The sequence below is a fragment of the Wolbachia endosymbiont of Tribolium confusum genome (assembly GCF_020405475.1).
In the GTDB taxonomy this organism is placed as follows: Bacteria; Pseudomonadota; Alphaproteobacteria; order Rickettsiales; family Anaplasmataceae; genus Wolbachia.
This window is the reverse complement of sequence record NZ_JAIZNT010000001.1, coordinates 1-20843: the sequence shown is the minus strand read 5'-3', so window position 1 is coordinate 20843 and position 20843 is coordinate 1. Positions and strand designations below refer to the sequence as shown.

At 33.2% G+C, this 20843-nt stretch carries 19 protein-coding genes; 6 read left to right on the top strand and 13 right to left on the bottom strand.

From position 1 onward, the window contains the following. The first annotated feature begins 89 nt into the window (after positions 1-89). Positions 90-662 carry a phosphoribosylglycinamide formyltransferase gene (gene purN, locus LEM02_RS00100; protein WP_226079201.1) on the top strand — a complete coding sequence of 191 codons (573 nt, stop codon included), beginning with the start codon at positions 90-92 and terminating at the stop codon, positions 660-662. Here the strand turns inward: purN and LEM02_RS00095 are convergent. The 4 genes from LEM02_RS00095 to ribF are packed head-to-tail and all read right to left on the bottom strand — an operon-like array spanning position 650 to position 4700. Beyond that, positions 650-1972, bottom strand: coding sequence for a M16 family metallopeptidase (locus LEM02_RS00095; protein ID WP_226079462.1), 1323 nt, complete (start codon positions 1970-1972; stop codon positions 650-652). The two genes, purN and LEM02_RS00095, sit on opposite strands and share 13 nt — an antisense overlap. Next, a complete protein-coding gene (locus LEM02_RS00090) occupies positions 1959-3290 on the bottom strand; it encodes a M16 family metallopeptidase (RefSeq protein ID WP_226079461.1) in 1332 nt (443 codons plus the stop codon). The genes LEM02_RS00095 and LEM02_RS00090 overlap by 14 nt, the downstream gene beginning before the upstream one ends. A 4-nt stretch (positions 3291-3294) precedes the next feature. Next, positions 3295-3771 carry a signal peptidase II gene (lspA, locus tag LEM02_RS00085; protein ID WP_007301940.1) on the bottom strand — a complete coding sequence of 159 codons (477 nt, stop codon included), beginning with the start codon at positions 3769-3771 and terminating at the stop codon, positions 3295-3297. Next, entirely contained in the window at positions 3768-4700 is a 933-nt protein-coding gene (gene ribF, locus LEM02_RS00080; RefSeq protein ID WP_226079200.1) for a riboflavin biosynthesis protein RibF, read from the bottom strand. Before ribF ends, lspA begins: the two co-directional genes overlap by 4 nt. 68 nt (positions 4701-4768) lie before the next feature. Here ribF and LEM02_RS00075 point away from each other — a divergent pair, with 68 nt between their 5' ends. Next, a complete protein-coding gene (locus LEM02_RS00075) occupies positions 4769-5140 on the top strand; it encodes a glutaredoxin (RefSeq protein ID WP_226079199.1) in 372 nt (123 codons plus the stop codon). A 96-nt stretch (positions 5141-5236) separates the two neighbouring features. Beyond that, complete coding sequence (locus tag LEM02_RS00070) at positions 5237-6109, top strand: hypothetical protein (RefSeq protein WP_226079198.1); 873 nt, start codon at positions 5237-5239, stop codon at positions 6107-6109. Positions 6110-6348: 239 nt separating this feature from the next. On the opposite strand, the gene lepA is transcribed toward LEM02_RS00070, so the two are convergent. From lepA to LEM02_RS00055, 3 genes are all read right to left on the bottom strand, one after another. Continuing rightward, positions 6349-8145: a translation elongation factor 4 gene (gene lepA / locus LEM02_RS00065; protein ID WP_226079197.1), complete on the bottom strand. Its 1797-nt coding sequence runs from the start codon at positions 8143-8145 to the stop codon at positions 6349-6351. 81 nt (positions 8146-8226) lie between these two features. After that, a complete protein-coding gene (locus LEM02_RS00060) occupies positions 8227-9219 on the bottom strand; it encodes a hypothetical protein (RefSeq protein ID WP_226079196.1) in 993 nt (330 codons plus the stop codon). Positions 9220-9286: 67 nt separating this feature from the next. Further along, on the bottom strand, positions 9287-10663 hold the full coding sequence (locus tag LEM02_RS00055; protein WP_226079195.1) for a malonyl-CoA decarboxylase: 1377 nt from the start codon (positions 10661-10663) through the stop codon (positions 9287-9289). A gap of 281 nt (positions 10664-10944) precedes the next feature. Here LEM02_RS00055 and LEM02_RS00050 point away from each other — a divergent pair, with 281 nt between their 5' ends. Next, complete coding sequence (locus LEM02_RS00050; protein ID WP_226079194.1) at positions 10945-11637, top strand: TerC family protein; 693 nt, start codon at positions 10945-10947, stop codon at positions 11635-11637. Between the two features lie 228 nt (positions 11638-11865). Here LEM02_RS00050 and guaA read toward each other — a convergent pair whose 3' ends face one another. The 6 genes from guaA to ccmC all read right to left on the bottom strand — a co-directional run bounded on the left by guaA (position 11866) and on the right by ccmC (position 19588). Further along, a complete protein-coding gene (gene guaA, locus LEM02_RS00045; protein WP_226079193.1) occupies positions 11866-13428 on the bottom strand; it encodes a glutamine-hydrolyzing GMP synthase in 1563 nt (520 codons plus the stop codon). Positions 13429-13850: 422 nt separating this feature from the next. Beyond that, positions 13851-14099: a group II intron maturase-specific domain-containing protein gene (locus tag LEM02_RS06745; protein WP_226079459.1), complete on the bottom strand. Its 249-nt coding sequence runs from the start codon at positions 14097-14099 to the stop codon at positions 13851-13853. A gap of 919 nt (positions 14100-15018) precedes the next feature. Continuing rightward, complete coding sequence (locus tag LEM02_RS06740; RefSeq protein ID WP_226079192.1) at positions 15019-15264, bottom strand: reverse transcriptase N-terminal domain-containing protein; 246 nt, start codon at positions 15262-15264, stop codon at positions 15019-15021. A 644-nt stretch (positions 15265-15908) separates the two neighbouring features. Next, entirely contained in the window at positions 15909-17384 is a 1476-nt protein-coding gene (locus LEM02_RS00025) for a type II secretion system protein GspD (RefSeq protein ID WP_226079191.1), read from the bottom strand. A 557-nt stretch (positions 17385-17941) separates the two neighbouring features. Next, positions 17942-18538, bottom strand: a complete 597-nt coding sequence (locus LEM02_RS00020; RefSeq protein ID WP_226079190.1) for a hypothetical protein — start codon at positions 18536-18538, stop codon at positions 17942-17944. 339 nt (positions 18539-18877) lie between these two features. After that, positions 18878-19588 carry a heme ABC transporter permease CcmC gene (gene ccmC, locus LEM02_RS00015; protein WP_226079189.1) on the bottom strand — a complete coding sequence of 237 codons (711 nt, stop codon included), beginning with the start codon at positions 19586-19588 and terminating at the stop codon, positions 18878-18880. 142 nt (positions 19589-19730) lie between these two features. Here ccmC and LEM02_RS00010 point away from each other — a divergent pair, with 142 nt between their 5' ends. Both LEM02_RS00010 and ykgO read left to right on the top strand, forming a co-directional pair. Continuing rightward, positions 19731-20549, top strand: coding sequence for a pyruvate, water dikinase regulatory protein (locus LEM02_RS00010; protein ID WP_226079188.1), 819 nt, complete (start codon positions 19731-19733; stop codon positions 20547-20549). Positions 20550-20618: 69 nt separating this feature from the next. After that, positions 20619-20747 (top strand): type B 50S ribosomal protein L36, encoded by a 129-nt coding sequence (gene ykgO, locus LEM02_RS00005; protein ID WP_006015378.1) that lies wholly within the window; start codon positions 20619-20621, stop codon positions 20745-20747. Positions 20748-20843 lie beyond the last annotated feature (96 nt).

Genomic DNA, 20843 nt, shown 5'->3' with positions numbered 1-20843 from the left:
TAAAATATTGCTACACAATAGTATTTATTCTAAAATAAACTTTCCTTTTGAGCTATTTTATTAATGTCCATTCTTACGGCTGCACTAAAATGAAAAAGATAAAACTCGGAATACTAATTTCAGGTAGAGGATCAAACATGCAGGCTTTAATAGAAGCATGTCAAGATCAGAATTTTCCTGCTCAAACTGTATGCATTATCACAAATAATAGTGAAGCTGAAGGCCTTGAAATAGCAAGGCAAGAAAAAATTCCAGCGTTTGTTGTTGAAGATAAGCCACTTGATACTGATAAAATTCATGAAATACTTGTTCAATATAAGATTGATTTAATTTGCCTTGCAGGGTTTATGAGAATCCTAAAAGCTGATTTTCTGAGTAAATGGCATAACAAGATTATTAATATCCATCCCTCTTTACTTCCATCTTTTAAAGGCCTAAATGCCCAAGAGCAAGCTCTGAAAGCAGGTGTAAAAATCACAGGTTGTACCGTACACTATGTTACTACTGAAGTTGATGCTGGAGCCATAATTGCTCAAGCTACTGTTCCAGTGTTACCAAATGATGATGTTCAAAGTCTCTCAGAGCGCATTCTAGCTGAAGAGCATAAGTGTTATGTAAAAGCAGTAAGATCAATAGCAGAAGGTATTAACTATTGGCCTTGAGCGTTTCTTCCAACTTCGACAAAAAATAAATTTTCAGGATTCAGTAAAGAACTTGCCAGCTTGTTTACTTCCTCTAATTTAATATTATTAATGATATTCGTATAATTATTTATATTGTTAACATCACGATCGTCTATCTGCATACTATCCAGCAACATTGCTGTATTTGCATTATTGGATAGGAAAGAGAAGGTAAGGTCATTTACTAAACTGATTTTTGCATCCTTGAATAATTGTTCGTCAATTCCTTCCTTTTTTATTCTGCTAAATGTATCTTTTACTGCTGATATAGCTTTGCTAGCAGTGGAACTATCAGTACTCATAAATCCAGATATAATATTTCCATGCTTATTAGGAACATTACGTGCACTAATACCATAAGTAATACCTAGATTTTGTCTCAACTCTTTCATCAGTATTGAGTTTAGACTCATACCACCAAGCGCATTAATCAAAACACTAGCATTATAGTAATTAGGGTCTTCATATGCTATGCCTTTTTGAGCAAAAAGTATTACACTCTGTGGTATATCCATAAAAATGTTCTTACTTTCTGCAGGCCAAAAATCATTTTTTACAGGTATTTTTCTAACTTTTGACCTTTTTGATGGTAATTTAGATAAATATTTATCTAGCAATATACCAACTTCTTCTTTTGTTGTACAACCAACAACACTAATAACGGTGTTATCTTTAGTAAGATTACGCTTTATGTATGTTAAAACATCATCTCTAGTAATGCTCATTATGGTATCTAGAGTTCCATATGGATCTCTTGAGTAAGGATGTTTTTTGAACAACAACGTATCCAACTCTTTTGCAGCAATAAAATAAGGATCTTTTTCAAAATTATTAAAGTTTACTTTGGCTTTTTCAAAAACTCTATTCAATCCTTCAGGATCAACTTTAGGACGCATTATAGCATCACTCAGTAGTGAAATTGCATCCTCTAGATTCTCAGATAAAGTGTTTAATGAAACCCTAAATGCTTCTAAACCAGCAGTAAAATTTAAACTAATTCCTTTATCCTCAAGCTTTTTTACAAAATCTTTGGCATCGTTTTTTCCTGCTCCTTCTTGAATTACAAGAGAAGTAAACCAAGCAAGCCCCTGCTTTTCTGCACTTTCGTACACGCAACCTGCATCTTTGAATGATATATTGAGTGAAACTTTTGGTAGATCACGGTTTTCAACAAACAAAAACTTAAGCCCTTTATTAGTAGTAACCTCCTCTATATTTAGGTAGCTGCTCGCCTGCAAATTAAAGACCGGACAGAAAAAAAGTAGAAATACAAGCTTACTTATTCTCATCATTATTACCTCCTTTTGGTAACAAACGGCCGACTAATTTATTAGTAGAAAAAATAGTACGAATTTTGTGATTTACATCTTTCAGATTGACATCATTAATTTTGCTATATGAAATGTCTATTTCATCAAGTGGGATACCTAGTGCTAGACGTGGTATATAAAATATTGCTACACTAGTTAAATCAGATAGATTATCAAACTGTGCTGCTTTGTATTTAGACTTTGTGCTTTGCAACTCTTCACTTGTTATTCCTTCAGAGTTAAAGTGATTAATAGAATTTTCTAACTCTCTTGCAACAGCACCCAAATTTACCCCGCTTTTTGGAGTTACCCGAATCTCAATGTAACCATTACTAAAAGCTAAGCTATTATAATAAGCAAACACTTCTACTGCTACATTCTTATCTAGAACTAAATCTTTATATAGCTTACTAGACTTGCCATTCCCCAAAACATCAACTGCCAAATCAACAGGAAAAGTTTCACTTATTTGCTCAAATAAAGGAACACTATAGCGAAAGTATAAAACTGGCTCTTTTACTTCAGTGCTTTCTAAAATTACCGATATATCTGCATTATGTATTGGATCTTGATTTGGATAATGCCTAATTACAGGCTTAGCTTTAATTTCTCCATATTTTTCTTCTGCTAATTTCATTACTTCATCAAATTCCACATCACCAACAATCAGCAGTATTGCATTGCCTGGATGATAATAGTTATCGTGAAACCTCGTTATGTCATCTTGATTGTAAGTTTTAATATCGCTCTCCCAACCAATAACAGACCTACCATAACCATTACGATAAAATGCACTGTTCATTTCCTCCCATAGTAAAGCTTCAGGATTATTATCAAATCTCATCTTTCTTTCTTCTAATACGATATTTTTTTCTCTATCTATTTTGTCTTGAGTAACATCAAAATTGCCCATTCTATCTGCTTCAATTTCCATTGCTAGTGGTAAATCTTTTTTGAGAACTAATTCGTAGTAGCAGGTGTATTCTTTGGTGGCAAAAGCATTAAATTGGGCCCCAATGCTGCCCAAAGTGGATTCTATGTCTTTAAATTTTCCTGTAGTTTCAAACATTAAGTGTTCAAAGTAGTGAGCCAATCCTGCTTTGCCAATTGGGTCATCCATTCCCCCAACTTTATATATTATTGCATGAAAAACAGCTGGAATTCGGTGATTAGGTACTACATAAACATCCAATCCGTTACTGAGCTTAGCATGCTTTATGATTTCAGCTTCCAAAGAAATCGGACAAATGAAAAAAAACACGGATAGTATGAAAAAGCTAAAGAATTTGCGAAGCATTATTTCATTCCTCATTTTGCTTAGAGATAGACCTATCATATATATACCACTTATATAACAATGTACACATTCCACAAACTATAGATAGATCAGCTAAATTAAAGGCTGGCCAATACCAATCATTGATATGAAAATATATGAAATCATATACAGCGCCCCAATAGATTCTATCAATTACATTTCCGATCGCTCCACCAATCATCAGAGAAAAACTAAGGTAAATTGACTTATCATTAGATTTATATATCAAGTATGCAAGTATACCAATTATTAATATTGAACATGCCGAAAAAAAGAAGCTGCCATGCGGCAGAGTACTACACATTCCAAAGCTAATTCCTGAATTCCAAACTTCAACTAATTTCATAAAACTAGTAATCTCGATTGACTCCCCCTCATCAATCAATGAGTTTATATACAATTTACTTGTTTGATCGAATGATACTATAATCAATATAATAACTAAACATATCCTTTTCATAAGTTTATCTTTAACTGGTAAGCCTTCATTATATCACGATCTATCTGTTTTGTTAACTCGTTAATACTATGGAATTTTTTTTCTGCCCTAATAAATTTTAAAAGTTGTATATCAACCTTAAAATTGTATACATTTTCGTTGAAGTCAAATATATGCATTTCTACTATAGGTTTTTTTAAGTCCTTAAATGTAGGTCTCATACCAATGTTGACTACTCCATATAGCCAATTTGAACTATTTTCAGGAAATGCCACTTTAGCGTAATATGTACCAAGCTTAGGTTTTATCATATAATCTTCTATCGGAATGTTTATAGTTGGAAATCCTATTTCTCTCCCTCTACACGCACCTTTTGTTACAATACCAAAAACTTGATAAGGCCTGCCAAGCAACTTATTAGCAACTTCTATTTCACCTTTTTGTAAACACTCCCTAATTGAGGAAGAGGAGCAAATTTTTCCATCGATTATCAATGGCTCTAATTTAGTTAAAGAATATCCATACATTTCTGAATATTTCTCTAAAGTTGATATATTACCTAATCGTTTGTGACCAAAAGTACAACTTTCTCCAACAGTTATATGTTTAGCACCATACTTCTTTACCAAAATCTTACCAATAAAGTCATCGCAGCTAACCTCAGAAAAACCTCTACTAAAATTAATAATATACAAGTAATCTATACCATAGCTGCTGATAAGTTCCTTTTTTTGTTCTTGGTCTATTAACCTAAAATTGTTCCTACTAAATAAAACAGTTGATGGGTGAGGCTCAAAAGTTAAAACTGCAGAGGGTAATCCTCTTTCTTGTGCTACCTTCTTTAGATTGGAAATTGCAAACTTATGTCCTAAATGAACGCCATCGAAATTTCCGAAAGTTAGTGCCACATTATCTTTTATCCCTTGCTCACAGTTGTAAATAATTTTCATACAATTTGATATTATATATATATTTTTTATATATAATAGTTGTATTTTATAAACTATGGAGATAAATCGTGAAAAACACTAAAGGAAAAGTTGTAATATATGTGAAGAAGTACTGCCCATTCTGCAGGAAAGCAAAAGAGTTATTGGATGAAAAAGGTGTGAAATACGAAGAAATTGATGTACTTAGAAACTCGGATTTGTTTGACGGTATAAAATCAAAATATAACGTCAGGACAGTTCCACAAATTTTTATTACTGATGAAAATGGTGATTATGTATATCATATTGCTGGATGTGACAAACTGATGGATCTTGAAAAAGAAGGAAAGTTGAATAATATGTTAAATAACAATGAAGATAGCATTAATGCAACAGCTTACACAAGCGGCAGTGATGAACACGAGGGATGTAATATAATACATAATGAAGATTTTATGTGATTTTTTTGTCTTACTGTTGCTAGCATACCCACTTTAAACAATTTTTAATGAATTAAAAATACAATTCATCTAGTGAGTTTTTTTAGTGGGAAAAAAATGATAAAAAATATTATAATTGTTAGCAAAAACTTAATTAGTATTGAATTAATTAACAAACAAGATTTAGAGAGTTTCATCAAGATTTTCACAGTGCTTGATAAGCATATAGCAGCTAAAACTCTTTTTACAGAAGAAGTGACAATAGAGTATAAACAACACAATTGCATACAAGTTGTTGAATTGATAAAAGATACAGGTTTTACATATCATGATGTTGAGAATGTGTTAAATCACCTAAGTAATCATGGAATGAAAGTACCAAGTAGCGTTATAGCAAGCACCCTTTCTTCTTCATACAATCACGCACTTGAGTCTAAGGATGTAGCATTTGCCTGTTCTAAAGGGTTTCCACAATTTTACATCAGGGTAAATAAGAATACCTTTATAATGACTCCTATAAGTGAAGAGAATCTGGAATTGAATTCGCAAAATAGCAAAATGCTTATAGAGTCATTAAAGAGCGAAAAAAGCACTTATGATTGCATAGTGGAAGAAAATATCATCAAAGTTATAGTGCATTCTGAAATACATCAGGCTATAAACTCGATTATAAAATCACTGATAAAGTCTTGCCTTTTAGCAAGAGATGAAGAAGAAAAATTCAAAGAGAAATTGAGACAACTTGCTTTTAAAGATCAAGCTTTCGTTGAGTATTCTAGCATCAAAACCATTCATAGATATCCGAATAACCATCCTCTGAGAAAGCATGAAAGTGTTATTAAAGATATAGAAAATATTTTATGTGATTTCATAATAAATGAGAACAGCGGGTTTGCTATAGAGCGGTTAAATAGACTGGGCTCAGAAGTCTCTCCAAATACTCCAAGAATCATCACTAAAACTATAGATAAGCTTGTTAAGTTTCACTAAAATGTTGTTGGAATGGTTTTAGCCAATGTCTACATATATCTGATTTTTACTGATTGAGTGGAGCAATTGAGCTGCTCTCTGTCATCCCGGCGTTTAACACTGGGATGATTTCATTGTATAGTATCTTGTATAGTGTTTTACAAATTCACATAGCTATTTCAAATTTATCCATATCAATGTCAGTAAATTTATTGAGAAAATATCACTTAGTTCTTTAAATTTATGTTTTTGGATATATATTAATCATTTATTTTCAAAGCCTCAATAAAAGCATTTTGTGGGATGTTTATGTTTCCCACAGAATGCAATCTTTTCTTACCTTTCTTCTGCTTTTCAAGCAGCTTCATCCTTCGTGTGACGTCTCCACCATAGAGCTTGGCTGTTACATCTTTTCTATACGGGTTAATCGTTTCTCTAGCAATAATTTTTCCGCCTACTGCCGCTTGAATCGCAATTTTATATTGCTGACGAGGTATTAAGTCTTTCAAACGTGCACAGATTTCTCGTCCCCTTTTTTCTGCTCTACTTTTGTGAACGATGCAGGCTAATGCATCTACAGGTTCTCCATTAACTAAAAAACTCAATTTATCTATTTGACTTTCCTGGTAATTGGAAATTTCCCAATCTAAACTTGCATATCCCTTGGAAATTGATTTTAGTCTATCGTAAAAATCAAAAACAACCTCAGATAGGGGTAATGTATACTTCAGAAGTGCTGTTTTTGTATTACCAATATAAGATAAGTCCTGCTGTTCTCCTCTCCTTTCTTCACATAGAGATAGAATTTCTCCTAAATATTGGTCAGGCACCATTATCGTTGCAGTAATCCATGGTTCTTCTACCATTTTAATTTTTGTTGAATCTGGCATATCGCTTGGATTATGAATATTCAAAATCTCGCCGTTTTGTGTTGCAACCCTATATATAACACTCGGTGCAGTTGCTGTTAGATCTAGATCAAATTCTCTTTCGAGCCTTTCTTGAATTACTTCAAGATGTAGCATTCCTAAGAAACCGCAACGAAATCCATAACCTAGCGCATTTGACGTTTCAGCATCAAATGTAAAACTAGCATCATTTAAATGTAATTTTTCTAGTGCTTCCCTTAAATATTTAAAATTATCTGTGTTATTGGGAAAAATACTGCAAAATACTACAGGATGTACTTCTTTAAAGCCAGGTAATGCCTTGCTGCACGGCCTTTTCTCTTCAGTAATAGTGTCTCCTACTTTGCAGTCTGCTACTTCTTTCATTGAAGCAGTTATAAAACCAACTTCACCTGCTGAAAGTGCACCAGTCATAACTTTTTTAGGAGTGAAAATACCGATATTATCGACCTGATATGTAGCATTATTAGACATCATAACGATTCTCATGCCTTTTTTTAGTACTCCATTTTTAACTCGCACTAAAATTACTACTCCTAGGTAAGGATCATACCAACTATCAACTAAAATTGCTTGCAGTGGAGCATTTTTATCACCTTGAGGAGCTGGAAGTTTTGTTACTATAGCTTCAAGTACATCTTTTATCCCAAGCCCAGTTTTTGCTGATATCAAAATTGACTCACTTGCATCAATACCGATTACTTCTTCAATCTGAGACTTTACTCTTTCTGGATCTGCAGCAGGAAGATCGACTTTATTAAGTACAACTATTATTTCATGATTATTGTCAATAGCTTTGTACACGTTTGCCAGAGTCTGAGCTTCAACTCCTTGGCTGCTATCCACCACCAAAAGTGAGCCTTCACATGCGGCTAAGCTTCGGCTGACTTCATATGAAAAGTCAACATGACCTGGTGTGTCCATGAGGTTGAGGCAATATTTATTACCATTATTTGCAGTGTAATTGAGTCTTACCGTTTGTGCTTTGATTGTGATTCCGCGTTCACGCTCTATATCCATTGAGTCAAGTACCTGATTGGTCATTTCCCTTGTCTCAAGACCGTTACATTCTTCTATCAAACGATCAGCAAGAGTTGACTTCCCATGATCTATATGTGCTATTATTGCAAAATTTCTTATATTGTTCATAGATCTACTTATTTAAGTAGATCTATTTTACATTTTGAGTATTACAAGAGCAATTATTTATATCTCTTTTTGCTAAAAACATTAAACTGAAGTCCTTACCAATGGGCGGAAATATTCAGTAGTTGATGATTGACTAAGTTTGCTACTTGCCTCATTTTTTTCCTGCTTGCATGTTTTTACTGCATCAGCAAGGCTTAGGTAATCAAGGCCAGGAACTTTAATTTTTACATCTTTATTTTTTTCTAAATCTTTATCAGTGGGTCTATCGCCTATTACTCTAATGCTGCCATCACTGTTAGCACCTAATGTAATGCTAAATTCTTTTCCATCTACATACCAATTAAACTTTATTCCATATTGAACTGTAGCACCTAAATCATAATGCCTAACCTCTTCCTTCACAAAACCATAGACAATTTTTTCTTGATTGCCATTTAAAATAAGAAAATTAGCAATATTGTTTTTTTTACAAAAATCATTATTTAAAAACTCGCTTATTTTAATATCTGTGCTTTTATTGTCGTCTTTTAACTTAATTTGTGCATAAAAAAGATCAAGAGCATTATATTTTTTAATTAACACTTCATCAATAGTACTATTTTCTATGTACTTGCCAAACTCCTCTTTAGCTTTCTTTTCTAGTTCTTCTTGCATTTTTTCCAGAGCTTCTTTCATTTTTTTCTGAAGTGATTCTACATCACGAATTAACGCAGGTTCATCAAGGTCGAAGATCACGTATGCTCGATTCAATCCTGTCTTCAATCCTTTAATTAGGGTTACTATCTCTAAGATAGACCCTAAGTTTTGATAATGTATATAAATTTTTTCACTACTTAGGCCACCTCGATTGCTATCCCAGTCGGCAGAAATGTTTCTAAATATTGAATCAAGTCCTGCATAAATATCTTTCAACAAATCTAATTCCTTTTGGCTTCCTTCACCATTTTTAATACTACTAATGCAATCACTGATTAACTTTATTTCTTCAGAATTTGTAAATACACTGTACAGTTCTTTATGTTCTACTCTATCTTGTATTTTTTGTTTTATTTTTTTTAATATCTCACTATTCATATATTTTACCTCATCAAACTATCTTATACCATATATAAGCATTAGGAAACTTTCAACATCTTTTCTATTAATTCTTCAACATAGTTGACACTCTTTTTGAATGAGAAATCACTTTATTAATCATATAATTCTCATGATTGTTATCTATTTTAGGCAACTCGTACAAATAATTCACCATTATTCCGGCTGACTGACTAATGCCTTTTTCAGAAGTATCAGCCATCCAGTTGATTTGATTGATTGATGCACCATTGCTTAAATGAAAGTGTGCTACTGGATCATAAGCACCCCCACCACTGCTTTTAACCTTTAGCAAATAATGTGCACAAAGTTTCAGTAGGGACTGTTTTTCGCATTCAATGTTAGTTTTTATGCTTTCTAAAATTTCTGTACCTGATTGTTTTATATTAAGCTTACCTAAAAAAGCTACGTCTTGATTTTTTAGCCATTTTGTAAATCCAGGAACTGGAGAAAGAGTTGCATACACTTTTACGCTTTTAAATTCTTGCGATAGTTTTTCTACTACTCTCTTTATTAAAAAGTTGCCGAGGCTAATTCCAGATAACCCTGCTTGAGTGTTTGATATTGAATAGAATATAGCAGTACTTGCACTGCTTGGGTCACTTGAGGGCACTGACTCATCCAAAAGGTGTTGAATACTATCTGAAATCTCATTCATCAATGCAACCTCTACAAAAATTAAAGGTTCATTTGGTATTTTGTAATGAAAGAAAGCAAAACAGAGACGGTCAGAATCTAGCCTATTTTTTAGGTCACCCCAAGAGGAAATTTTATGTACAGCTTCATATTTTATAAGTTTTTCCAACAATGATGCAGGTGAATCCCAGGTAATTTGATGAAGATCAAGTAGATCAACATCAACCAAAGTACAGAGTATATTTTTTAATTCATTTTCTAGTGGACTTAGATTTTTATATTGGTTCTTTAGCTTAAGCACATCAGAACGCATATCAACAATAAACTTAAGACCCTCTGGTAAGGAGATAAACTGCTTCAATATTTTAGAACGTGGTGATTCAAGGACTTTTATTAGGCTCTGTTCAAACTTATAGCTCGACTCAGAACCTTGATTTTTCTTATATACTTTTATTTCTTCATCTATTTTCGTTTTATCCGGATTGAACTTTTCTGCCAGGGTTTGTAAAAATTTTATTTTACCTTTCTCTGATAAACTCAAGTATAGATTACCAAGAGATACAGTGTTCTTACGTGCTGAGACTTCATCCCCCTTTGGGTTTAAGCATTCGTTCATCTTCAAGACTAAACTATCGACATCGCGACTACTACTTAAATCAGGGCCAATATTGCCAACCCATGACCTTACAGCATCTGCTACTTCACCTAATATTTTAAAAAAGCCCTTTGTTGCTTTCTTATCTTCAACTTTTACTATATCAGTTTTTGCTAATGACTCTTTTATCATATTTCCTTTTATCGTGTATCTATCTTAATTTAAAGAAAAATCTTAGTCTACAAAGAAGGCATATATTTTCATGGTACAACTATTTTACAATCTATTTAAAATTTTCGTAAAGAGAGTTAGATTTTTAATTTCATTATTTCTCTTACAAAAGTACTTTTATTATAAAAATGCCCTTTTTCCTCTTTCTTTTCCGGGTAAGGCTGATTTTTTAATTACCTAGTCGAAGTTACTTAATTTTTACACATCTATTGTAAAGTACAAAATCTGACTTTGGAATGAAAATGCTGGCTGATGCTTGGACTTTATTGATACTTACGCTACTTGAAACTATACTTGGTATAGACAATTTAATCTTTATTTCTCTAGCAATAGATAAGGTGCCAAATCTGCTGAGAGAAAGAGCCCGCCTGATAGGTTTTGGCTTGGCGCTATTGATGCGTTTTGTAATACTATTTTTTATATCACATATATTATCAATGGAAAAGCCTATATTTCACTCTGTATCACTAGATATTTCAGTAAAAGATTTGCTTATGATTGCAGGAGGGTTATTTCTTATTGTTAAAAGTTCTATGGAGTTATGGAGAGAAATTTTTGTACATAAGGAGAACAAAACAAAGGCAAACGTTAAATCACAATTTTTTTTAGTTGTGCTACAAATTATATTAATAGATTTAGTTTTTTCTGTTGATTCAATATTAACTGCTATAGCATTAACTCATAATATGATAATCATTGCTATAGCATTTACATTTTCCATATTAGCAATGCTATTTTCATCAAGTTATACCGCTCAGTTAATAAAATCCAGCCCAAGCTTAAAAGTAATTGCCGTTCTATTTATTTTACTTGTTGGTGTATATCTCATGCTTGATGGATTTCATATAGAATTACCAAAAGAATATTTATATTTTTCGTTTATATTTGCATTGCTTGTGGAAGCTATAAGCAAAATAAAGGCAATGCGGCCTTGAAATTATTTTGTACAAGGCAAAAGTCTAATTTTTATTCCGGTATGTGACGAATATCTGTACGAACATTTCGATGTCATCCGAGTAGCTGACACTGGGATCCATTATTCTTTTTTTTGGATTCCAGCGTTACGTGCTGGAATGACATTAAATAATTTTCCTTAAAATTTGAGTTATGCAAGCAGCCTCTTTGGTGTGATTCGAGTAGCTGAAACTGGAATGAAATTATTGCTACTCCCACTCAATAGTTGCTGGTGGCTTGGAAGTTAAATCATACACAACTCGATTTACTCCGGAAACTTTGTTAACAATTATACTACTGACGTCTTGCAAAAATCTCCAAAATACTAACGAATGTTGATCTTTATTTTCAAATGGAAATGCATCAGCTGTCATGCCATCAGATGAAGTCACAGCCCTTAAAGCGCAAACGTATCCGTATGTACGATTATCTCCCATAACTCCCACAGTTTTTACTGGTAACAGTACAGCAAAGGCCTGCCATATTTTATCATACAGATCATAATTTTTCATTGTGTTGATATATATTTCATCTACTTCTTGCAATATTCGTACCTTTTCTTCATCAACCTCACCTATGATCCTCACTGCAAGTCCAGGTCCAGGAAATGGATGTTGAAATATTATCTCATCTGAAAGCCCAATTTCTTTGCCAAGCAGCCTTACTTCATCTTTAAAGAGATAGCGTAAAGGTTCTACTAATTTCAGATTCATTTTTTCTGGCAACCCACCAACATTGTGATGAGATTTAATTGTACTAGTGTTTCCTGAAGCGTGCCCTGATTCAACTACATCAGAGTAAATGGTGCCTTGCATTAAAAAATCCACATCACCTATTTTTTTTGCCTCTTCTTCAAATACTTCAATAAAAGTATTGCCGATAATTTTTCGCTTTTCTTCCGGATCAGTTATTCCCTTTAACCTACTTAAAAACAAGTTTGATTTATCAACGTAATTTATTGGAATTTCTTTTAACATAGCAGTGGTCTGGCTCTTACGCAATAACCCAGTATCGATAAAAATACAGTTTAATTGTTTTCCTATAGCTTTGTGTGTAAGAACTGCTGCAACACTTGAATCAACCCCCCCACTTACTGCAGCAATTACTTTTTTCTCCCCTACTAAGTTTTGAATTTTTTCCTTCTGTTTTTCAATGAATGACTTCATTGTCCAATCTCTCTCACAATTTGCAATATCTAAGAAATTAGAGAGAAGTTTACTACCATTTGTTGTAGGCTTAACTTCAGGATGGAACTGAGTACAGTAAATCTTCTGCTGTTCGTTGGCAATTATTGCGATTGTTTGATTTATTATACCTGAGGCAATAGCAGTAAATCCTTGCGGTATAGTTTCGACACTGTCTGCATGGTTCATTAGCACATCGACTTCGGAATTAACGTCCCAAGTATCCTTTATAATTGGGGATTCTTTTAGTATCTTGATTTTAGTTTTGCCAAATTCCTGATTGAATTCTTTTCTTACCTTTGCCCCGAAATAATGACAAATGAGTTGCTGTCCATAACATATTCCAAGTATAGGAGTGTTTATTGTTTCATTAAGTTTTATAATTTTATGTGCTACTTCACTTACTTCAGAGCAATTGTCATTTACAGATTGCGGTCCTCCAGAAAAAATAAATCCATTGAATTTTGATACTGTTTCGAAATCGATATTGCTTGGAAATATTTCACAGTAAACGCCCATTTCCCTGATTTGTCTTGCAATAAGCTGTGTAAACTGTGAACCAAAATCAATAACGGCAATTGCTGACAATGTGCTCCTCCATATTATTTAAAGCAATATTTGATAATAAAGAAAACAATAAAGTAAGTAAACTAAGACCTGTTTAAAAACTTTAATATATGACTAAAGTAACTTAAATTTACCGCAACAGATTTATGAGTTATCTAAGTGAGGAAAGTCACCTCTCCTCACTCGACTTCAGAACCGTACTTGAAACTTTCACCTCATACGGCTCCTCTGTAATTTGGTGCTTGTCATGCACACTTCTTATGTACTTGATCATGACAATGCCCATGTAACAAAGATAAATTCTCTATATTATTGTTATTTCTACTTTTATCTTGATGATGTACTTCTATAATATCATCATACCTAAAAAGTAGTTGACAATGTTTACATTTACTTTGTTGTATCTTCAGTAATTTTATTATTTTGGTGATTTTCTCGAGATTCTACTTAGCCGTTTTCCCCAATAACCAATCTCCATCATATGGCGACTTGTCTTGCAAGATGTGCCGTTTAATAGCATGGTCTCCGTGATTAATAAGATACATTCCGTTATTTGACATAAACCTCCAGTTATCGTTCTTATACCTTTTAAAGTATTTATCTTTGATCCAGAACTTTCCTTTGTTATTGTGCCTAAATACCGCCCATTTCCAAAGTTTGTTAAACATAATATTGTCAAAAGATTTAAAGATCTTGCAGTACTACTGATTATATCGACACCACCATCCACCGATGACCGGATTAAGATGCCCCTTGTACAGCTTCTTGAGTTATTCCAAAGCATTCTTTTGAGTCTTTGTTTAATATCTAATGTATGCTGTTTCACAGTTACAACTTGGGTTTATTATTAACTTGTATGGTCTCTTATGCCGTTTTCTTGGATAATGTCGTATTGTAAAACCGAGAAAATCAAAACCTGGTTTCTCTATATTCAGGGATTTTTTAATGTATGTAATTTTGTTTTGATAGGTTCAATTTTAATCTATGGTTTTAACCATTTTCCAGCTAAAACCTTTGCCTTCAAAACAACTTCTTCACTCTCATGTAAAATTAAAATCATCAGCATACGCAATTATGCTTGTGTTTTGTGCATTTTTATATGATAAGTGATATATTTCATTTTACAAATTGGAAAAAGTTCTTCCTTAAGTTTTCTTTGATGTGCTGTCCCCAACCATGTAATGCAACATTTGCAGTAACGGAGAAATTGTCCTCCTTGAATTGTACCACATTTAGTGGGTTCAAACTCTCTATCTTCCATAACTCCTGCTCTCAGCCATCCTTTTATTATTTTCTTCAAAGTTGAATTGGTATTGAGTTTTCTAGCAGTGCGTTATGATCCAATGCTATCAAAGCAACTAGAAATATCAGCATCAAGTATGTATGTTTTCCTTCAAGTGCGATGAATATGGCTAACGCATCCTGACGATCTACCAGGTCTAAACCATAAGTGTTGGCTCAAATTTGCCTCCCATTCTGGTTCTATTGCCATCTTAACAAGTGTTTGCTTTGCTCGATCTGCTATTGGGTATCCCAAGTGGACGTTGCTCAGCGGTTTGCTAGGTTTTGGAATCCAGACTCGTCTTGATGGTTTTGCTTTTCTCCTAATATCTAAAGAATGTGCCAGTTGCAGCCTTTCTTTTGATTGAGATGGCTTTTCGTCAATACCTGCAGTCTTTTTCCCCTATTGTCTTGGGTTACTTTTCTGACAGCATTCTTGCACTTGTTGATTTTAGTAATAACCTTTGAAGATTGTGCATCTTTTGATATTGTTACACATTTTGAAGCTCGGTAAATTCGCTTTTGTAGCTTAGAAGATTTCTCTAACTTGCGCCAGGGGGACTTCGTTCCATTCATACCTAACATTTGTTGGTTCATAACATATTAACCACTACTTACAACTTACCTTCCAAACTATAGTGTCCACGTCCAGCATATCCCTAAATATTACATAGGCATTGGCTTTTTGGACAATCCTTTCACATAGAAACTTGCGGTTGCTTCTGCTCATTACACTAAAAGTGATAATAAGAACTTTTATGTGATTACCCCGTTCCATAAAACCGTTTCATGTTAGACTTAGGTTCTTACTTTTTGCCGGGAGACAAGTTACATCTTGATCAATCGCATAAACATTGATCACCTATTTTCTCCGTACCTTTTGGTTTATGCGTATCAACCCTTTTCGCATATCTTCGATAACGACAATTCAAACATAAGTTCCTTTCGTAACCTTATCTAACTCTTCTTGAAGGGATTTACCATTGGGTTTGGTATTACCTCCTTTTAACCCATGCTTGCATCCTAAAGGTTGCCAATCTTTAAAATATGGGTTACAATTTCAACCAGATGTTATGGTGGATGGAATTTAACCATCACGATTTCATGACTCCCAGGTCGCACTTATGCGGTCTTAATTATCATTCTGATACTATCTTCTTATCATAATAGCAACCCCAACATCTTTCCTTAAGTTGATGCCATTGCCTGAACGGATACGTTTAATATATATATAAATTCCTATCTTTTATATCTAATAAACCAAGTGTTGGTACGATTGTTGCTTTCAGGAAGATGACGGTTTCTACTGTCTTAGCCAATTTTTTTGACTTTTGACGCAATAAGTTTTGGTTATCTTTTCTATGCTCTATAAGCCCACCAATTACCATAACTTCGCCGCTCTTAATTTTTAACGTAGAGTGCATTTCTCTGGTTTCAATAATTGGAATGTCACTATTTAATTTCATTTTATTCTGTTGTGCGACATATTCTATATTTGGGTCTTTAGTGTAATCGTTAATTCTTGATAAGGTTGGGTGTATATCCATAAATATTTCGTTAGTATCAATGTTAATGCTTGGGTGGATTATTAACACCACACCTATTGGAGTGCTATTCATCTTGGTAATTAATGCATGATTAGAATTTTTGGTATTTTTCTGTATATTGGAAGTAAAATAGATATGGTTTTTAGTAAATGAAATCATTGCTTGCTGATTATTTATAGCATGTACTCTAGGGCTTGAAATTACGGTTGAAGTGCCAAATTTGCCTAAAATTTTTACTAAATCTCCTAAATCACTCACACTAGAGTTAATTGCTAGGTCAATAATAGAGTTACCTTGATTTGTTATAGATTTTGTTTCATTATGCAAATCATTTAAGTTGATACCAGAAAGGTATTTATCGTCTAATAAAACTTCAACTATTTTGGCCTCGATCATTACTTGAGAAGACGCCAATTTCTTAACTTTATTAATATATTCTTCAACAGCTTTGTGAATATCTTTTCTAGCATTTAGAATAATGACACCAGCTTCTCTGTTGGATGAAAGAAACTCACCATCATCTACTCCGTTAACATCCATTATTGCATTTAAGCCTTTTTCTAATGAATTCCATAAATCACTACTATATTGAGATTTCATATAGTTTCTATCACCATCACTGTCGGTAATATTGTTACCAATGATAAAACTCCTTTGCGCAGAGTGTTGAATATTGATGAAGTCTACGTAATAATTTTGTGCATATGGCAAATCTTGTTCAATTCTAATTACACCATTGTTCATTGAGTAACGCAATTTGGCGCTGTTGGCTATACTCTGAATTACTTCATTTATATTCTTATCCTTTAGCTTTAAAATAATATTACCTGATATTTTGGGATCTATGTCTAAGTTAACGTCAGAAAGTTTTCCTATTTCAATCAGTAAATCCTTTACTGGTACTTTTTCATCAACATTAATCGAAAGAAACTGATTACTGGTTGTAAGATCGGGAAACTCTATCGGTAAAGGTATCATTTCTGGTATTGCTGGTTCGTTATTCTTCAAAGGAGTATTATATTGTTGCAATGAATAATCGTGCTTATAATTGTCTATATTAACAGAATGTTGCTTGTTAGGTAGATGTGTACAAGAAATAATGAAAAGGAGTATTAAACATTTTAAAATAGCCATGAGGGCAGCATACAAACCTATACTAATAGTTTTCTATAAAAATGTTAAAAATGTATTTAATTGTATCCGTTCAGGGGAGTGGTTTAAGAAATGATAGATAGGAGATTATGAAAAGGGTTTAGCCGCATGGAAGTGGGATGAAAAGAAGCACTGGTTTCACATGCGTCTGAACAGACACCATTTTACAGCATTTTAAATTTGTCCTGTGAAATGTTTGTACAGTTGCGATAAAAATTACTTGACAAATTTTGACAGCTTTGTTATTTTGATAGTGAAGATATTCTAGAGCTCGAAATCTATCTTCGTCTGCAGACTTTTCAACTTCATTAATTTATAATCTCTAGTTAAAGTATATTGGTATAGATAACTTCTATCATAGCTATATACATTTTTCTGAGTTTTTTTGTATTACTTAGGAGGATCATCATGTTTAAAATCATGGATTACGCATATCATTGACATAAATGCCTTAAAAGGACAGATGGTACCTACGTCCTCTTTATATAGATTATGTATTTGTTTAGATACGACTAAATTGTGTCTAGTGTAGAAAAAATTAGACAAATTCAGCCTTATATAGAACCAAATTCAACAGAAGCAGAATTATCCTCATTTCCATAATAGTAAGGATTTGCTTCTTGCGTATTATTAACAACAGTTTTTAATAGTACTTCCTTATCACTATTCCATGCAACTTTCTCCATAATTGGAATATAATCCTTACACTTTTGATTGTCTCCACAATCCTTGATTTTACCATCATCATTTAGATAACGCTTCAATGCATCATAGTATACTTTAGTGTTATTACCCTCTTTATCTATCATTTGTCCTGAGGTATTAACAAGTATCAATGGTGCAACTTGTTTTGCTTTTACAACACTTGTTTCACTGGGCTCTCTAAAGAGATTAGGACATGCTCCTCTGGAAAAAAAGCTCTTGTTGAATTCTGGATTACTATGGTAAACGTTCGGGTAACAGAAACTCTTAATCTCTTCTTCTTGACACGCTAACTCTATTTGATCATCCACACATTTTTCACATTCTATATTACCAAGCCAGGATATTGAATTAAGATCCTCTGTAAAGGCAAATTTAAAATTTACTGCACCATAATTACCATTTGCTCCCTCTTCTATATATTTTGCAATCTTAGGATTGCTGTACATCTCGGGATATAATTCCTTTAGTAAATCAGATGCACTAAAACCTTGACAACCTATCTTATTATCAACTTTATAAAAATGAGAATATGGCCCACAATTTTCATACTTGGAACAATCTGGGGTTACTTTTCGAGATGTAATTTCTCCATTTTCATTCTCTCCTTCATCAGTAACAGGTTCGCCCGTATCAATTTCACCTTCTCTATCGGTAACAGATTTATCTATACCACTTCCTTTTTTACATTCTTCAGCTATTTTTTATACCACTCAGTCTCTGCTGATGATTGCTCTACATTTTAATTTCCGTCGCTGTTCACAACATTACACTCTGGAACTATATACCTAATATCGTATGCTGATTTCTCTCTTTATCTTCTGCAAATTAATTAAATGAAGGGCATTAAGTATCCACACTACTAGAAAAAACGTGGTACAAAATATAAACATTGCAATGAGTGGCAGCAGTAAAGAACCTTCTATTGCTACTCCACCTTTTCTAAAAATACTTGCTGGCTGATGAAGAGTAGACCATAAATTCACAGAAAATTTTACTATGGGAATATTTATAGCACTAAAAATGGCAAATACTGCTGATGATTTCTCTGCTCTTGCTTGATTATCAAAAGCGCTCCACAATGAAAGATAACCAACATACAGAAAAAACAAAATCAGCATTGAAGTAAGCCTTGCATCCCATACCCACCAAGTACCCCATGTTCCTTTTCCCCAGATGCTACCTGTGATTAAGCATATTGCCGAAAAGACTGTCCCTGCAGGAGCAGCGGCATGTGCTAAGACACTAGCAACACTATTGTTCCATACCAACGAAATGAAACTGAGTGATGCAATGAGTCCGTATATTCCAAGAGCAAGCCATGCAGAAGGCACATGAAGATACATAATTCGTACAATTTCTCCTTGTTTATAATCTCCTGGGGAGAAGAATAATGCCAAGAACATTCCAATTAAAAAACATGCGAAACAAATAACCCCAAGCCAAGGTAGAGCTTTTTTAGTAAAAGAAGTGAAATTTGTAGGCTTTAATAAAAACATTCGTTTTGAGAATAATTGTGTTAAGAATTTATCAATTAGTTTGAGTTTTATCAACAAGATAGTTTTTCTATATTTACGTAGTATAATAAATTAGCACAATTTCAGTAGCAGATTGCTTGCTATTATTTTTAGTATAACGTTGATGACCCTTAAAAAGCTTAACCTACACTTAGTGTCAGATTCAAGTGGTGAAACTGTTATATCAGTTGCAAAATCAGCTCTGAAACACTTTCGTTCTGTAGAAACGATCGAATATGTTTGGTCTTTCGTAAAAGGAGAAGAGCAGATTGACAAAATTTTAGAGGAAATTAATAGAAAAAGTGATGAGCATAATTTTGTTATATGCACTATTACTAATGATGAGCTAAGAAAATATCTAAAAAATAATTGTATAAAGCTAAGAATTCCCTACAGAGCGATATTATCACACATTATTAGGGAAATCTCATCCTATCTTGAAATTGAAAAAGACGAAAAACTTAACTTACATGCTGAGATAAATAACGAATATTTTCAGCGCATTGAGGCAATAAACTATACCATTAATCATGATGATGGACAAAATATTCAAGATATTGATAAAGCCGATATAATTTTGGTTGGAGTTTCACGCACATCAAAATCTCCCACCAGTATGTATTTAGCTTACCGAGGCTATAAAGTTGCAAATGTTCCTTTTGTTAGCGAGATACCCTTTTACGTCGACTTAGCAAAATTAAAAAATAAACTGACTATAGGAGTAACAATAGACGTAAGAAGGCTAATAGAAATACGCAAAAATAGACTGACTTCAATTAATAATGAAGGTAATAATATATATGCTGACCCTAGAAAAGTAGAAAAGGAAATTAAAGAAGCAGAGGAGTTCTTTAAGCAAAATAACTGGCCAATTATTGATGTCACGCAAAAGTCAATCGAAGAAGTATCAGCGACAATTATACAGTATTTTAATAAAATGTGAAAAATTTATCAATTGACTAACTCTCTGTCAGTAATCATAATGTAAGGTAATTCTATTCTTACTGTAGATATGAAAGTTAAAGGGTCACTAAAATCTCATCGTAACAGAGATAAAAATTGTAAAGTTGTGAAAAGGGGTGGTAAGGTTTATATTATAAATAAGGTAAAGCCAAGATGTAAAGCGCGTCAAGGTTCTTAGCTTTTTGTTTGCCTTTTTATGTCATATGTTTTTCATATGGAAGCATAGTTAGAAAGAAACAAAAATTGTTGCATAGCACTGCCCATTTCTTCTCTT

Excerpts from the sequence above, each read along its gene's own strand:
- ccmC (WP_226079189.1), bottom strand. The coding sequence starts at position 19,588 with ATGTTTTTATTAAAGCCTACAAATTTCACTTCTTTTACTAAAAAAGCT.
- LEM02_RS00010 (WP_226079188.1), top strand. The coding sequence starts at position 19,731 with ATGACCCTTAAAAAGCTTAACCTACACTTAGTGTCAGATTCAAGTGGT.
- ribF (WP_226079200.1), bottom strand. The coding sequence starts at position 4,700 with ATGAAAATTATTTACAACTGTGAGCAAGGGATAAAAGATAATGTGGCA.
- purN (WP_226079201.1), top strand. The coding sequence starts at position 90 with ATGAAAAAGATAAAACTCGGAATACTAATTTCAGGTAGAGGATCAAAC.
- LEM02_RS00060 (WP_226079196.1), bottom strand. The coding sequence starts at position 9,219 with ATGAATAGTGAGATATTAAAAAAAATAAAACAAAAAATACAAGATAGA.
- LEM02_RS00090 (WP_226079461.1), bottom strand. The coding sequence starts at position 3,290 with ATGCTTCGCAAATTCTTTAGCTTTTTCATACTATCCGTGTTTTTTTTC.
- lepA (WP_226079197.1), bottom strand. The coding sequence starts at position 8,145 with ATGAACAATATAAGAAATTTTGCAATAATAGCACATATAGATCATGGG.
- LEM02_RS00095 (WP_226079462.1), bottom strand. The coding sequence starts at position 1,972 with ATGAGAATAAGTAAGCTTGTATTTCTACTTTTTTTCTGTCCGGTCTTT.
- LEM02_RS06740 (WP_226079192.1), bottom strand. The coding sequence starts at position 15,264 with ATGAATGGAACGAAGTCCCCCTGGCGCAAGTTAGAGAAATCTTCTAAG.
- LEM02_RS00020 (WP_226079190.1), bottom strand. The coding sequence starts at position 18,538 with ATGTACAGCAATCCTAAGATTGCAAAATATATAGAAGAGGGAGCAAAT.
- ykgO (WP_006015378.1), top strand. The coding sequence starts at position 20,619 with ATGAAAGTTAAAGGGTCACTAAAATCTCATCGTAACAGAGATAAAAAT.
- lspA (WP_007301940.1), bottom strand. The coding sequence starts at position 3,771 with ATGAAAAGGATATGTTTAGTTATTATATTGATTATAGTATCATTCGAT.
- LEM02_RS00050 (WP_226079194.1), top strand. The coding sequence starts at position 10,945 with ATGCTGGCTGATGCTTGGACTTTATTGATACTTACGCTACTTGAAACT.
- LEM02_RS00070 (WP_226079198.1), top strand. The coding sequence starts at position 5,237 with ATGATAAAAAATATTATAATTGTTAGCAAAAACTTAATTAGTATTGAA.
- LEM02_RS00055 (WP_226079195.1), bottom strand. The coding sequence starts at position 10,663 with ATGATAAAAGAGTCATTAGCAAAAACTGATATAGTAAAAGTTGAAGAT.